At 64.2% G+C, this 14,992-nt stretch carries 10 protein-coding genes and 1 pseudogene; all 11 read right to left on the bottom strand.

Features of this window, described 5'->3' with window-relative positions:
• Positions 1–29: 29 nt before the first annotated feature.
• Complete coding sequence (locus FBY03_RS21130) at positions 30–401, bottom strand: ethanolamine utilization protein EutQ (RefSeq protein WP_147174318.1); 372 nt, start codon at positions 399–401, stop codon at positions 30–32.
• Positions 398–1,726, bottom strand: a complete 1,329-nt coding sequence (locus FBY03_RS21135; RefSeq protein WP_147174319.1) for an FAD-binding oxidoreductase — start codon at positions 1,724–1,726, stop codon at positions 398–400. Before FBY03_RS21135 ends, FBY03_RS21130 begins: the two co-directional genes overlap by 4 nt.
• 10 nt (positions 1,727–1,736) lie before the next feature.
• A complete protein-coding gene (locus FBY03_RS21140) occupies positions 1,737–3,002 on the bottom strand; it encodes an FAD-dependent oxidoreductase (RefSeq protein ID WP_256678013.1) in 1,266 nt (421 codons plus the stop codon).
• A pseudogene (locus tag FBY03_RS23345) lies at positions 2,991–3,155 on the bottom strand (rubredoxin); the annotation flags it as partial. The pseudogene FBY03_RS23345 and the gene FBY03_RS21140, both read right to left, overlap by 12 nt.
• Before the next feature lie 5 nt (positions 3,156–3,160).
• Positions 3,161–4,606 carry an aldehyde dehydrogenase family protein gene (locus FBY03_RS21145; protein WP_147174321.1) on the bottom strand — a complete coding sequence of 482 codons (1,446 nt, stop codon included), beginning with the start codon at positions 4,604–4,606 and terminating at the stop codon, positions 3,161–3,163.
• Positions 4,607–4,616: 10 nt separating this feature from the next.
• The gene (locus tag FBY03_RS21150; protein WP_178090739.1) at positions 4,617–5,807 is read right to left on the bottom strand and encodes an aromatic ring-hydroxylating dioxygenase subunit alpha; all 1,191 of its coding nucleotides are present in this window, start codon (positions 5,805–5,807) and stop codon (positions 4,617–4,619) included.
• Positions 5,808–6,545: 738 nt separating this feature from the next.
• Positions 6,546–7,481 carry a LysR substrate-binding domain-containing protein gene (locus tag FBY03_RS21155; protein WP_147174322.1) on the bottom strand — a complete coding sequence of 312 codons (936 nt, stop codon included), beginning with the start codon at positions 7,479–7,481 and terminating at the stop codon, positions 6,546–6,548.
• Positions 7,482–7,591: 110 nt separating this feature from the next.
• Positions 7,592–8,749, bottom strand: coding sequence for a redoxin domain-containing protein (locus FBY03_RS21160; RefSeq protein WP_147174323.1), 1,158 nt, complete (start codon positions 8,747–8,749; stop codon positions 7,592–7,594).
• Between the two features lie 366 nt (positions 8,750–9,115).
• Positions 9,116–9,406, bottom strand: a complete 291-nt coding sequence (locus FBY03_RS21165) for a GYD domain-containing protein (protein ID WP_147174324.1) — start codon at positions 9,404–9,406, stop codon at positions 9,116–9,118.
• Positions 9,407–9,751: 345 nt separating this feature from the next.
• Complete coding sequence (gene putP, locus FBY03_RS21170) at positions 9,752–11,269, bottom strand: sodium/proline symporter PutP (RefSeq protein ID WP_147174325.1); 1,518 nt, start codon at positions 11,267–11,269, stop codon at positions 9,752–9,754.
• 215 nt (positions 11,270–11,484) lie between these two features.
• Positions 11,485–14,664, bottom strand: coding sequence for a bifunctional proline dehydrogenase/L-glutamate gamma-semialdehyde dehydrogenase PutA (gene putA, locus FBY03_RS21175; protein ID WP_147174326.1), 3,180 nt, complete (start codon positions 14,662–14,664; stop codon positions 11,485–11,487).
• Positions 14,665–14,992 lie beyond the last annotated feature (328 nt).

Genomic DNA, 14,992 nt, shown 5'->3' on the forward strand with positions numbered 1-14,992 from the left:
TGCGGCGGCAGAATGACTAGGGCAAAGACTCAGGCCAAACCGTGACGTTGCTTCCAGTCGCCCGGATGCACCACGTAACCGAACAACGCATGGCCGCCGTAGACCAGCTCGGTGCCTTCCGGTATCCACAGCAGCTGGCCCGGCGTGACCCGGTACAGCTCGCCGTTGGCCTGCAGCTCGAAACAGCCTTCGATGACGAAGATCACCTCGTCATACAGCAGGGTCCAGTTGACCTCGGCGCCCTCCCAGCGGGCGAAGCCGATACCGATATTCGGCGACACTTCATTGCTGATGGCGCGGGCGACGAAGGCAGCGCCGGGTGGACCGCCACGCGGGATGAACTCCAGGTCATGGTGATCGACCAGCAACACCGGGCCTTTGCCAGAAACGACCTGGCTCATAGCTCGCTCCGACTGTTCCAGGCCGCCAGGCGAATGCGCGAACGCACGCCGAGGCCGAGGAAGGGTTCCGGCGGGTTCAACGACGGCATGCCGGTGACCGCCTGGATGTCGCGCAACTGCGCCGAATCCGCGCCGACCGCCAGATCGGCCAGCAGGGTGCCGGAGATGGTGCCCCAGGCCGCGCCGACACCGTTGTCGCAGGCCGAGGCGTACACGCCCTGCTCCAGCTCGCCGAAGAAGTTGGTGAAGTTGCGCGAGATGGCATAAACGCCGCCCCAGGTGTGGCTGAACGGCACGTTGGCCAGTTGCGGGAAGCGCGCCAGGAAGGCCTTGCGGTGGTCCTCACGCACGCTGGCGCGCATGGCATCGCTGGCGCTCTGACCGTACTTGGGCACGTGCTTGTAGGTGTTGCGAATGATCAGACGGCGGTCCTGAGTCATGCGCACCGTAGTGCCGGCGTGGTCGGCCGGGGTCAGGCCCCAGTCGAGCTGGCCGCCATACACCTGCAGTTCGCTGTCGGTCAGCGGCCGGGTCCAGCTGGCGAAGGTCATCACCGGCAGCAGGCGGTTGCGCAGGTAGCCGAACTCCTGGGTGAAGATGCTGGTGCCGAGCAACAGCTGCGGGGTGCGGATGCGGCCGTTGTTGCCGTGCAGAATCCAACCGCCCTGACCGTCACGTTGCAGACGCTGGATCGGCGACTCTTCCAGCAACTCGACGTTGCCCGGCAGCGAACGCCCGAGGCCGGTGACCAGCGCCGCCGGCTGCATCAGGTAGCAACCGGGGGTGTAGATCGCCCCGCTGTAATGGCCGGTGCCCAGCACCTTGGCCAGCTCGGCACGCTCGACCCGGTGGAACGGCTCGCCGAGGTCGCTCATCAGCTTCTCGAAATGATCCAGGTAGGCCAGGCCGCGCGGGCCCACCGCGCCCTGATACTTGCCGGCATGCGACCACTGGCAGTCGATCTTGTGGCTCTGGATCAGCCCCTGCAACTGGGCGATGGCGGCGCGATTGAGCGCCAGCAGGCGCTGCTTGTGCGCCGGGTCCGGATGCTCGAGGGCGAACTTGTGCGGCAGGTCGATAACGAAGCCGGAGTTACGCCCGGAGGCGCCATAGGCCACACGCTGAGCGTCGACCAACAGGATGCGCGCCTCGGGGTGGTGCTCGGCCAGCCGCCGCGCCGCAGCCAAACCAGCGAAACCGGCGCCGATCACCGTGTAATCGGCGCGCTGCTCACCCTGCAAGCGGGTGCAAGCCGGTTGCTCGGGCAGCGCCGCATACCAGCCGCAGCTGGCGTCGTCATAAGGCAACTTGATGGTGTTTTTCATGCGACTGCCCTCAGGCTACGGCCCGTTGTGCGTTCTGACAGGACTGCAGCCAGGCATTGCGCTGCTGTTGTGCTTGGCGACCGAGCAGGACGAAGCCATGCAGCGCCCCCTCGCTATCGTAATAACCGGCGCTCAGACCATCGTCGGTGCTGCTGCAGCGCCATTCGCCGGCCACGCCTGCGGCTGGCGGCAGCAGGCACAGCGGCGCGGCCGGGGTCTTCACCGTCACCGGCATCAGCGGATAGCTGACCGCCGTCGGCTGGCCGAGCAGGGTCTTGGTGAGCGCCTGAATGCCCTGGTTGATCGGCGCCAGATACGGCAGCAGCTGACCGTCGATCTCGATGCAGTCACCCAGGGCGAAGATCCCCGGCTGCGAGGTTTGCAACTGCGCGTCCACCTGGATGCCGCGAGCCACCTCTACCCCGGCCGTCTCGGCCAGGCTGAGGTTGGGGCGCAGGCCTACGGCGGACAACAGCAGATCGGCTTGCAGGTTTTGGCCATCAGCGAGCGTCAGGCGATAGCCCTGCTCGGCCGAGTCGATGCGCTGCACTGTGTTCTGCAAATGCCAGCTCACGCCCAGCTCGCCCAGAGCGGTCTGCAACTGCTGACCGGCTTCGACCGGCAGCAGGCGCTCCATCGGCCACTGACCGAGGCCGATAACGCTGACCTCGAACCCGCTGCTGGCCAGGTCGTTGGCGAACTCGCAGCCGATCAGGCCGTCACCGAGGATGGCCACCCGCCGCACGCCGACCAGGCGCTCGCGAAAGCTCTGGTAGTCATGCAGATTGTTGACGCTGAGCAGCGCCGCGCTGTCGCCCTCGATCGGCAGGCGAATCGGCGCCGCGCCGCTGGCCAGCACCAACTGGCCGTAGTCCATCTCGCCGATATTGGTGTGCAGGCGCCGCGCTTCGGCATCGATACGCTCGACCCTGCAATAGGGATAGACGCGGATTTTCAGGCGCTTCTCGATGGCCAGGGCCGACTCGCCCGCCAGCGCCGCAGCGCTCTTACCCTGGGCCAAACCGATAGACAGCGCCGGCTTGGAATACAGATGACCGGACTCCTGGGTCAGCACGCGGATCTCCACCAGCGGATCGGCGCGGCGCAAGGCCTGGGCCAAGCCATAGCCGGCATAACCGCTGCCAATGATCACGATGGGCTGACGCGGCTGAGTGGCGAGCGGCTTGGCCGCCGGTGTCAGCGCCTGCGGTGCCAACGGCAGCGGCGCGCTGGCGGCGGCCGAGGCCGCGGCAACCACCGGGCTGATATCGAGCATCTCGAAATCATCCTTGCCGACGCCACACTCGGGGCATTTCCAATCCTGCGGCACATCGTCCCAACGGGTGCCGGCGATGATGCCGTCATCCGGCCAGCCGAGCGCCTCGTCATAGATCAAACCGCAGACTACACAGAGCCAGGTCTTGAACATGTCGTTTACTCCCCCGCTACGCGGATCGCTACGTTCTTGGTGCGCACATAGCTGTACAAGGCTTCCTGGCCCTTCTCGCGGCCGAAACCGGACAGGCCGACGCCGCCGAACGGCGTCTCGATGCCACCGGCATACCACTCGTTGACGAACACCTGGCCGGCCTTGAGGCGGCGCGAGCAGCGCATGGCGCGGCTGATGTCCTGGGTAAACACGCCGGCGACCAGGCCGAACTCGGTGCCATTGGCGATGGCGATGGCCTGTTCCTCGGTATCGAAAGGGATGATCGCCAGTACCGGGCCGAACACCTCTTCCTGGGCAATGCACATCTCGGGGCTAACGTCGCGGAACACGGTCGGGCGCATGAAATGCCCGGCCCTGTCACTGAAAGCCTCACCACCGGTGGCAGCCACCGCGCCCTCATCGATGGCGCGCCGACACAAGGTTTCGATGCTGGCCAGTTGCCCGGCGCTGACCACCGGAGTGAGGTCTGGGTTGTCCTGCCCGACGCCGACGCTGAGGCCTTCGGCCAGGGCGACGACGGACTCGACGATGTCTTCATAGATCTCGCGCTGCACCAGCAGGCGCGACATGGCCGAACAGACCTGGCCGGCATTGAAGAAAATGCCGCCCTTGACGCTGGCCAGCAGCTGCTGGCGATCGGCATCGGCGAAGGCAATCGCCGCCGACTTGCCGCCCAGCTCCATGACGCTGGGGATGGCGTGCTCGGCAGCGTCACGCAGGATGGTTTGGCCGGTCGGTACCGAACCGGTGAAGACGATCTGATCGACGCCGCGATGGCCGACCAAATGGCTGCCGACCTCACGGCCACGGCCGCAGATCAGGTTGACCGCGCCATTCGGCAAGCCAGCCTTGGCGATGGCGCGAATCAGCACGCACATGCCCAGCGGCGACAGCTCCGGCGACTTGATCACCACCGCATTACCCGCGGCCAGGGCCGGAGCCAGCGAACGGGCGCAGATCGATACCGGGAAGTTCCACGGCACGATTTGCGCCGAGACGCCCATCGGATCGTACAGGGTGAAATCCATGTAACCGTTGCCCAGCGGGATCGAGGTGCCCTCGATCTTGTCGGCCATGCCGGCGTAGTACTCGAAGTAGCGCGCCGCCTCGGTGAACTCGTCACGGGCATCGTTCAGGCTCTTGCCGTTTTCCTGGCACAGCACCCAGGCGCCTTCGTCGGCGAGCGCACGGATCTCTGCGGCGATACGCAGCAGCCAGGTGACCCGCTGCGCCGGGCGCACGCTGCTCAGCGCGCCACTGTCGGCGCAACGGCGGGCGGCCTGCACGGCACGTTCGGCATCGGCGATGCTGGCCTGGGCGATGGTCGCCACTGGCTCGCCGGTACCGGGGTTGTTCACCGTCAGGCGCGACTCGCTGTCGAGCCACTCGCCGTCGATGTAGTTGAGCCAGTGGGATGCAATCGGATACATGGCGGCCTCCTCAGGCGGACGGTACGGTGGCCAGCAGCTGACGCGCAGCCCACTGATGGAAGTAATGCGTGGGGATGTCCATCTCCGGGGAGAATGCGCCGCCGCCATAGCCGGGCGAGTGACGACCTTTCTGCATGCCCTCGACCGAGGCGATGTCCTCGGCGAATACCACCTTCCAGGACTCCAGGATGGCGTTGCGGCAGGCCGCGTACTCGTCACCCAGAGCCTCGTCGCCGACGTAGAACAGGCGCAGGTGCTCGATGGTGCGGCCCGGCGCGACCGGCTCCAGCTGCATGGCGAAGGCGTGGTCGGCCTGGATGCCGAGCAGCACGTTGGGGAAGAAGGCCACGTATTCGGCGTTGCGCAGGCGGTCCTGCGGCCAGCTCGGGAACTGCGGCAGGTGCGTACCGGCGACGTCAGACAGGTTGTAGGCGTAGCTGCCCTGACCGGCGAAATGCTCGTCGAAGAGGATGTTGTAGTGATCTTCCAGGCGCGAATAGGTGTTCAGGCTCGGGTGCACCCACGGCAGGTGGTAGGCCTCGCAGTAGTTCTCCACCGCCAGCTTCCAGTTGCAGTTGATGTCCAGGGTGGTAGCGTCCATGTGCGCGCGGCGGCGCAGCAGGCCCATGCCGTCTTCACCGAGGAACTGGCTCCAGCGTGCGGTCAGCGGCGCGAGCATGTCCTCCAGCGGCTGGGCATCGCCGGACAGGTTGACGAACACCATGTCCATCCAGATGGCGCTGCGGATGGCCTTCAAGCCGTGCTTTTCGCAGGCGAAACGCTCGTCCTTGTGCACATCGATGCCACCGACGTGCGGCGTGCCGCGCAGGCCGCCATTCAGGTCGTAGGTCCAGGAGTGGTAGGGGCAACGAATCACGCCCTGCACGGTGCCCTCTTCCTGCACCAGCTTCATGCCGCGGTGGCTGCAGACGTTGTGGAACACCTGCACCAGACCCTCGCGATTGCGCATCAGCAGCAGCGGCAGGCCCATGAAGTCGACCGGCTTGACCGAACCGTTCTGGGTCAGGTCGCTGGCGAAACCGACGCAGGCCCAGGTCTTGCCCATCACCTGATCGCGCTCCAGCTCGAAATGACGCTGCTCGATGTAGAACTCGTTGCTCAGCCCGGTGGCTTGGTGAATCGGGTTGAGGACAGTTTCCAGATGATGCACAGGAATTTGTTGAGAAGTGGTCGAAGTCATTGTTGTTCTCCCCTGCTGGGCACGGTGGGTAATGATCGGCAGGCGCACTGGCCAGGCTCCGTTGGCAGCGAGTTTCGAGAATCGGGGGATTGTTCGACAAACGATTTTTACAACCGAACTTATGACTTTTAATCATTAATCTCAAAAGCCACGCGCAGCGCCTTGCTTGGTCGCTGTTAGCCCCATAGCGGGGGCTGCATATGCGTAAAGATCATCAATCCATGACAATAAATGGCTTGCTCCAAGGGCCGAAGAAACGCCACTTTAGCCACCATCAAGCCATCCATTCGGCACCGGCAGGCGACCGGACCGCGGCATCCAGCAGCGCGCGACAAACGCCCACCGGGGTTTGCCTGCCCTGGCGAAACTCGAGCGTTTTTAAGCGGATTTATTGGCTGTTGCAGGTGATGCCGACAGGCTGGAAAGCATCCAACCCCCATCGATCGGCGTATTCATCCTGCACCTGAGTCCTGTCACGACGCGTCGCTTGCGTCAGGCAGCTCCACTGGCCTTCCCACGCCACCACCGGGATGCCAGTCGCTAACGCAGGAACACTCCCAGGACGACCCAGGCATTGCGCCTGTGTTTGCCCTGGGCGGGGCCACTCCCCTCGCGCTACCCGCGCGAAAGGCCTGCTGAGGAATAGCCGCGCATAGTCCAACAACTAGCGCCGCGACTGCTCCATGCAACGCTGCCGCAGGCCACAAGCCTGCGGCAGCGTTCGTTTCGGCCCGGCATTTATGCGCCGCTGCCGAGCGTGGCGTCGTCCAACGCAGGCGGCAACTGTTCGAGCAACCAGGCGCGGAAGCATTTGACGCTCTGACGCATCACGCCCCGGCCGAGCGGCTCGAGCAGGCAGAACTGCGCATCCGACTGCAGCACGGTGTCGATGGGGCGCACCAGGGCGCCGGTGTGCAGGTGGTTATCGACCAGATTCGACCAGGCCAGGGCGATGCCCTGACCACTGAGCGCCGACTGGATCAGCATCGAGTAGCTGTTGATGTTGATCCGCCGCCGCGGCTCGACACTTTTCAATCCAAGGCGCTGAAACCACTCGGACCAGCCGATCCAGTCGCGCTGCGGATCTTCCAGCCATAGCCAGGTGCAGTCGGCCAGTTGTTCGGGGGTGCTCAGCGTCGGGTTCTTAGCCAGATAAGCCGGGCTGCACACCGGGAACACCTCCTCGGCGAACAGCGGGGTCACCTGCATGTCTTTGGGCGGGGTGCGGCAGTAGTACAGCGCCAGATCGCAATCCAGGCGGGAGAAATCCTTGACCTGGTCATAGGCGATGATGCGCAGGTCGATCTCTTCGTTATCACGCTGAAACTCGGCCACCTTGGGCAGCAGCCACAACGAGGCCATCGCCGTGCTGGTGACCACGGTCACCTGCTGGGCGCCCTGCCAGTGGCGAATTTCGCCGGTGGCATGGGCCAGCTGCATCAACGCGGTACGCACCGTCTCATAGTACTGGCTGCCGGTCGGGCTCAGATTGATCGCCCGCGTGGTGCGCTCGAACAGGGTCTTGCCCAGGTAGTCCTCAAGCAGGCGCACCTGACGACTGATCGCGCCCTGGGTGACGTTCAGTTCGTGCGCCGCCAGAGTAAAACTCAGGTGGCGCGCGGCCGCTTCAAAAGCCACCAGGCTATTGAGCGGAGGCAGAGGATGGATTTTCATGCAGGCAAGGGTCACATCTGTATTTTGATTTTATCCCCGCAGTTTAGTGCCTGGGTCCCAGCGCGCACAGAAGCGATTGGCCGGCGGTTGAAAAGTGTCGCGAGCGATGGCTAACCCGCTTCGTTCTCGGCACTGGGCTGGGCTTCGGGCTGGGGCTGGGCCTCGGCGGTACCTGTGGCCGCGGCCTCGCCCTCCAGGAAGTGCAGGTTCTCCTGCCTGACCCGCCGGGCCTCCTCGTCGTAGAGAAACGGCAGAAACATAAAGCGCTGGCCCTGGGTGACCGCCGTTGCCTCATGCAGCAGGCCACAGGAGAACACCACCGCGCCCCCGGGCGGGGCCGTATACAGGCCCGGACCGAATTCGGGAAAACGCAGGAAGCCGCCCTCATAATCGCCGCTGTTGAGAAACAGCGAGATGGCGAAGCGTCGATGCGCGGTGCCCTTGGTGGTGTTGTCGCGGTGTGCGCGAAAATGCCCGCCCTCGCTGGCGTCGTAGCAGCCCACCAGATAGCGCTCCATGCGCGTGGCGCGGAACTGGAAGGCCCGCTCCAGTTGCGGCACCACCCGTTGGCGAATGCGCCGCATGCAGGCGTGACGCAGCTCCTCGTCCTCCAGCGCGCAGTCCCGCCGAACCTTGTGATCGCGGCCCAGCCGCATCACCGTCTTGCCATCGATGTCCTGCATGAACCCCGAGGCCTCGCCGCCCTGACTGCGGTAGTAGTCCATCAGCGCCTGACACAACGCCGGCTCGAATACCCGCGGCAAGACCAGCACCGGAGCCTGCAGATTGGCCCGATAGGCCGGACCAATCGCCGGCAGGCGATCCAGCACGGATAACAAGGCCGGCATGTGCGCCTCGGCCGAGGTATGCAAGGGCAGCACCGCGATCACCCGCAGCAGCGGATCGAGCACGTAGGTGACCCGGCGGTAACTGCCGTCCTCCTGCTGCGCGCCGTACAGCCGACTCACCGTGCGCTCGAAATCCCAGAAGTAACGCACCCCCGGCAACGAAGTGGACAGCCGCTGCAGGCGCTCGTCCTCGGGGTCGACCGTGACGCCGAAAAACGACAGGTTCTGATCGTCGAAACGCGGGCGGATCGCGGCCAGCAGGGTAAGCAATTGCGCACTGATGGGGTCCGCGGCCGAGCCGAGAAAACTCAGTACCAGGTAGCGGCCGGCGACGGTATCGAAGACGAAGCGATCGCGGGTCTCGGTGCGACAGGTGAACCAGGGGGCAGGCTCACCCAAACCTATGAGTGCAGTAGGCATGCTGTTCAGCCTCCATGCAGGCAGTACAAGGCCGCCCAAGGGTTAAGCCAAGGGGTCGTTAACAAGAATAGCTGGCGGATAGAGACACGTCTGAAGAGGATGGCTCGAGCGTTGTAGGCTGGGCCCACCACGAACCTCATATTGGCGGGCTTAAACCCAGCCTGCGCGACTGCAACACCTGGGTGGCCGATGCTATCCAGCGTGCCGGTAGCCATCCCACAGCCTGTGGGGAGTGCAGGCATGCGCGGGAAACTCTGCGACCGGCAGACCCTCAACAAAAAAACGGCCCAGCACCAAGGCAGTGGGCCGCTACAACACAAGCGAGTCGCCTGCAGCTATGGCGAATCCTGCAGGCAGAGCCAGGTTCTAAGGCATGTTGCCGATGATCTTGCGCATCTCTTGCTCCGAGAAGCCGCGCAGTGTCTGCGTGCGCGTATTGCCGAGCGAACCGACTTTCAACAGCAGGGAGGTCGCGGCCTCCTCGTCCCCCTCGACGATCAGCACCAGATCGTAACTGCCGACGGTCCAGTAGACCGCCTTGACCGTTACGCCCACCTTTTCGCCCAGCGCCTTGAATGCCTGAAAGCGATCCGGTGAGTCTTTGACCGCCCGGATGCCCTGATCGGTGAAATTAACCAGCGAGATGAAAGTTGCCATGATTACACCCCTTGTCAGGGTTGCTGAATGGCGGTCACAGAGCCGGCAGCGATTACCTGGAAGAGGGCCGCCATTCTTCCAAATCCGCGAGTCCGACCATCAATCACTTGCGTCTTTTGCTTGCGCAGCACTGGACGGGCAGAGGTCGCAGCCACACCCCGCCAGTGTGTCTTGTCAGGCATAGCAGGCTACTGCAGCACATGCATGACCACTGATCCGCACAGGCAAAAAAAACCGGCCCAACACAACAAGGTGTGGGCCGGCGAAGCACTATCGGGTCACACGCACAACTATCGGGGATAGCCCCGACGGTAGCTGGGCGACCAGCCAGCTACCCTGAATGGTTTAACGGCTAGGGGCGGCCTCATAGCTGCCCTGAGCTTCCTGATACTCCTGCTCGGCTTCCTCGAAGCGCTTGAGCATGCTCGCCGAGGGTGCACGGCCGAACAGGCTGAACGCCACGATCGCCACGCTGGCGAAGATAAAGCCCGGAATGATCTCGTACAGACCCAGGTGACCGAGGAAATTCTTCCACAGGATCACGGTGAACGCACCGACCAGCATGCCCGCCAGCGCACCATTGCGGGTCATCCGACGCCACACCAGGGAGAGGATCACCACTGGACCGAAGGCCGCGCCGAAACCGGCCCAGGCGTAGGACACCAGGCCGAGTACGCGGTTCTCCGGGTTGGCGGCGAGGAAGATCGCAACCAGTGCGATCAGCAGCACCATGCTGCGGCCGACCCAGACCAGTTCGGTCTGCGAGGCCCCTTTACGCAGGAAGGCCTTGTAGAAGTCTTCGGTCAGCGCGCTGGAGCACACCAGCAACTGGCAGCTCAGGGTGCTCATCACCGCAGCCAGGATGGCAGACAGCAGGATACCGGCGATCCACGGGTTGAACAGCAGCTTGGACAGCTCGATAAACACCCGCTCCGGGTTCTCGCTGACCGCACCGGCAAGGTCCGGGTTAGCAGCGAAGTAGGCGATACCGAAGAATCCCACGGCCACGGCACCAGCCAGGGTCAGGATCATCCAGGTCATGGAAATGCGCCGGGCCGCCGGAATCGACTTCACCGAGTCAGCCGCCATGAAGCGCGCCAGGATGTGCGGCTGGCCAAAGTAGCCCAGGCCCCAGGCCATCAGCGAAATCACGCCGACAAAGGTGGCGCCCTTGAGCATGTCGAAGTTGGTGGCGTCCTGCAGCTCGATGGCGGCAAAGGTCATGTCGGTGCCACCGGTGGCGATCAGCACGACGATGGGGGTGAAGATCAGGGCGAAGATCATCAGCGTCGCCTGCACGGTGTCGGTCCAGCTCACCGCCAGGAAGCCACCGATAAAGGTGTAGGCAATGGTCGCAGCGGCGCCGGCCCACAGCGCAGTGCCATAGGACAGGCCGAAGGTGCTTTCGAACAGCCGCGCGCCTGCCACTACACCCGAGGCGCAGTAGATGGTGAAGAACACCAGAATCACCAGGGCGGAGAAGATGCGCAGCACGCGGCTGTTGTCTTCGAAGCGATTGGTGAAGTAGTCAGGCAGGGTCAGGGCGTTGCCGTTGTGCTCGGTCTGCACGCGTAGACGGCCGGCGACGAACAGCCAGTTCAGGTAGGCACCGGCGATCAGGCCGATGGCGATCCAGCCTTCGGACAGACCGGACATGTAGACCGCGCCCGGCAGGCCCATCAGCAGCCAGCCGCTCATGTCGGAAGCGCCGGCGGACAAGGCGGTCACAAAACTACCGAGACTGCGGCCGCCGAGGATGTAATCGGAAAGGTTTTTGGTGCGCATATAGGCAATCAGCCCGATCAGCACCATGGCTGCGATGTACACCACGAAGGTGACAAGCATTGGAGTACTAGCTGTCATTGGGGGGTTCCCCTCTCAATTGTTGTTATCCAGGCGACGGGAGATAGACCCGCGCCCTGCGTGGAAAGTCGCGCCCGCTTGTGGCGAACGCTCGAAGCAGCTGAACCATTCACTGACTGCGACCAGCAACCGTGGACAGCCTTGCCACTGTCGGGGCTTTAACGACCCCAATAGGACAACGGGCGGGAGCCCTGAGACTCCCACCCGCTCAAACCCTACTCCTCGCCGCCCAGCGACAGCAGGGAGGCGTTGCCACCTACCGCGGTGGTATTCACCGATACCGTGCGTTCATTGACGAAGCGCAGCAGGTAGCTCGGACCACCGGCCTTGGGCCCGGTGCCGGACAGGCCGCAACCGCCGAACGGTTGCACACCGACCACGGCGCCAATCTGGTTACGATTGACGTACAGGTTACCCACCCGCGCCAGCGCTTCGATGCGCTCGGCGGTTTCCTCGTTGCGGCTGTGCACGCCGAGGGTCAGGCCATAGCCGGTGGCGTTGATCGCCGCGACCACCTTCTCCAGGTCGGCCGCCTGGTAACGGACGATGTGCAGGATCGGGCCGAAGTTCTCTTTCTTCAGCTCATTGATACCGCCGATCTCGAACGCCACCGGCGCCACGAAGTGCCCCTCGAGACCTTCCGGCAGCGGGGTCTCGGCAATCAGCTTGCCCTCGCCTTTGAGCTGGGCGATGTGCGCGTCGAGGCCGGCCTTGGCTTCGGCGTCGATCACCGGGCCCACGTCGCTTTCGCGCAGGTGGGTCGGGCCGACTTTCAGCTCGGCCATGGCGCCCTTGAGCAGGTCCAGCACGCGCTCGGCGATATCCGCCTGCACATACAACACACGCAAGGCCGAGCAACGCTGGCCGGCGCTGGTGAAGGCCGACTGCACGGCATCCTTGACCACCTGCTCGGGCAGTGCGGTGGAGTCGACGATCATCGCGTTCTGCCCGCCGGTCTCGGCGATCAGCGCGGCAATCGGGCCGTCTTTCTCGGCCAGTTGACGATTGATGATGCGTGCGGTGCCGGTCGAGCCGGTGAAGCACACGCCAGCGACGCGGGCATCGCTGCAGAACACGCCGCCGAGGGTGGCGCCGTCGCCCGGCAGGAAGGCGATCACATCCTGCGGCAGGCCGGCTTCGAACATCAGCTCCAGGGCACGTGCGGCGATCAGGCTGGTCTGCTCGGCCGGCTTGGCCAGCACGCAGTTACCGGCGACCAGGGCGGCGGCGATCTGCCCCAGGTAGATGGCCAGCGGGAAGTTCCACGGACTGACGCAGACGAAGATGCCACGGCCTTCATGGAACAGCTCGTTGCGCTCGCCGGTCGGGCCTTGCAGCTCTTCGCGGCCGAGGCGCAGACGTGCCTGCTGCGCATAGTAACGGCAGAAGTCCACGGCTTCGCGCACTTCGTCGATGCCGTCCTGCATGGACTTGCCGGCTTCCAGGGTGCACAGCGCCATCAGCTCACCGCGATGGGTTTCCAGCAGGTCGGCCAGGCGCTCGAGCACAGTGGCACGAACGTCGATCGCGGTGGCGTTCCAACGCGGCCAGGCGGCATGCAGGGCGTCCAGCGCCTGGGCGGCCTGGGCCGCCGTGGCGAACTGGGCGCTGCCGACCTTCTTGTTCAGCTCGTAGGGGCAACGCACTTCTTGCACGGTGCCGGACAGTTTCTGCCCGTTGATCACCGGTGCGGCTTGCCATTGGCGGTTGAGGTGCGGCTGATAGGCGAGCTCAAGCTCAGCCAAGGACTGCTGGATGTTCATGTTGATGCCTTGGGAGTTTTTCCGCGTGCGGCCAAACAACGCCGACGGGAGGGGAATTTTGTCATTGCCAAGCGACTTGAACTTGCGCAGTTGCGTCACCGGGTGATCGAGAAGTGACTCGATCGGCGTGTTCGGGTCAACCAACTGGTGCACGAACGAGGAGTTCGCGCCGTTTTCCAGCAGGCGCCGCACCAGGTAGGGCAGCAGGTCCTTGTGCGCACCGACCGGGGCGTAGATGCGCACGGTGGTCTTGTGCTGTTCCAGCACGGTGTCGTACAGCGCATCGCCCATGCCGTGCAGACGCTGGAACTCGAAGTCGCGCGGCGTCTGGTTCTCGGCGGCCATCGACAGGATGCAGCTGACGGTGTGGGCGTTGTGGCTGGCGAACTGCGGGTAGATCACGTCGCGGGTGAAGTCCGACAGCAGGAAGCGCGCGCAAGCCAGGTAAGAGGTATCGGTGCCTTCCTTGCGGGTGAACACCGGGTAACCGTCCAGCCCTTGCACCTGGCACTGCTTGATCTCGGTGTCCCAGTAGGCGCCCTTGACCAGGCGCAGCGGCATCTTCGCACCGAGTTCCTTACCCAGCAGGGTCAGCCACACCAGCACCGGCAGGCAGCGCTTGGAGTACGCCTGCACCACCAGGCCGAACTCGCCCCAACCGGCAATGGCCGGGTCGCGCATCAGCTTTTCATACAGTTCCAGCGACAGCTCCAGGCGGTCGGCTTCCTCGGCGTCCACCGAGATGCCGACATTGAGCTTGCGCGCACGAATGGCCAGCTCGCGGACATTGGCGAACAACTCGGTGAGCACGCGTTCGCGCTGCGCCACTTCGTAGCGTGGGTGCAGGGCCGACAGCTTGATCGAGATCGACGGCTTGGGTCCCGGGCCGACCTGCGGCTCGGCCCCCACAGTGTCGATGGCCTTGCGGTAGTCGGCCATGTACTTCTCGGCGTCGTCGACGGTCAGCGCCGCCTCACCGAGCATGTCGAAGGAGTAGGTGTAGCCTTTTTCGCGCTCCGGGCGACCATTCTTCAGCGCCTCGGCGATAGTGCGGCCGAGCACGAACTGCTTGCCCATCAGCTTCATCGCCTGGTTCATCGCGGCGCGAATCACCGGTTCGCCGGAACGCTTGACCAGGCGCCCGATCACGTTCTTCGGCCGGCCATCGGCGGCTACCGGGTCGACCACCTTGCCGGTCATCACCAGGCCCCAGGCCGCGAAGTTGACCAACACGTTGTCGCTCTGGCCGAGGTGGCGTTCCCACTCGGCGGCATTCAGCTTGTCGCGGATCAGCGCGTCGGCGGTGGCGGCATCCGGCACGCGCAGCAAAGCCTCGGCCAGGCACATGAGCATCAGCCCTTCGTGCGTGTCGAGGCTGTACTGACGAAGCAGAGCGTCGAGGGTATCGACGGCATTGTCCCGGCTACGCACCTGTTCAATCAGGGTGCGGGCATTGCGGCGGATAGCCTCGATGCCGGCGTCACCGGAGTCGGCGAGCTGTAACAGCTCAGTGAGATAGGCTGCCTCGTCAACGCTGTAATTAGCGCTGATGACAGGGAAAAAATCGGCGGCCTTGGCGGCAGAGATCCGGGTAAGGAACTCGTCCTGCAAGACGTGACTGGCTTTAAACATCACGCCCATCCTCTTGTGGATACTGTTGTTATGGGTCTAGCCCAGTAACACCGGTCTGCCCAATAACATCGGGCGCTATACCTGGCGGACTGCGCGAGTGGGTGTGAAATTTAGTGGCAGAGTGATGACCGCTTCTTGCGAAAACCTACGGAGTTTTTGCAGAAAGCTACGAGCGGGGGAACTTCTGACGAACGCGCGCCAGCCATGCGCACAGTCGGCTATGGCGGATAGGTGCGGCCTAGGGTCTGTTGCCGTTTCATTCGCGGCCGCGCCGTAGCTTGTTTTTGCGCGAGGCAAGGCACGAGGAGCGCGGTTTGGTTGTTCCAAA

Origin of the sequence: Pseudomonas sp. SJZ079 (genome assembly GCF_007993865.1) — a bacterium.
Lineage (GTDB): Bacteria > Pseudomonadota > Gammaproteobacteria > Pseudomonadales > Pseudomonadaceae > Aquipseudomonas.

Bases quoted from the DNA above. Each gene is read 5' to 3' on its own strand.
- FBY03_RS21140 (WP_256678013.1), bottom strand. From the start codon at position 3,002: ATGCTCGATATCAGCCCGGTGGTTGCCGCGGCCTCGGCCGCCGCCAGC.
- FBY03_RS21130 (WP_147174318.1), bottom strand. From the start codon at position 401: ATGAGCCAGGTCGTTTCTGGCAAAGGCCCGGTGTTGCTGGTCGATCAC.
- FBY03_RS21150 (WP_178090739.1), bottom strand. From the start codon at position 5,807: ATGACTTCGACCACTTCTCAACAAATTCCTGTGCATCATCTGGAAACT.
- FBY03_RS21155 (WP_147174322.1), bottom strand. From the start codon at position 7,481: ATGAAAATCCATCCTCTGCCTCCGCTCAATAGCCTGGTGGCTTTTGAA.
- FBY03_RS21160 (WP_147174323.1), bottom strand. From the start codon at position 8,749: ATGCCTACTGCACTCATAGGTTTGGGTGAGCCTGCCCCCTGGTTCACC.
- FBY03_RS21165 (WP_147174324.1), bottom strand. From the start codon at position 9,406: ATGGCAACTTTCATCTCGCTGGTTAATTTCACCGATCAGGGCATCCGG.
- putA (WP_147174326.1), bottom strand. From the start codon at position 14,664: ATGTTTAAAGCCAGTCACGTCTTGCAGGACGAGTTCCTTACCCGGATC.
- FBY03_RS21145 (WP_147174321.1), bottom strand. From the start codon at position 4,606: ATGTATCCGATTGCATCCCACTGGCTCAACTACATCGACGGCGAGTGG.
- FBY03_RS21135 (WP_147174319.1), bottom strand. From the start codon at position 1,726: ATGAAAAACACCATCAAGTTGCCTTATGACGACGCCAGCTGCGGCTGG.
- putP (WP_147174325.1), bottom strand. From the start codon at position 11,269: ATGACAGCTAGTACTCCAATGCTTGTCACCTTCGTGGTGTACATCGCA.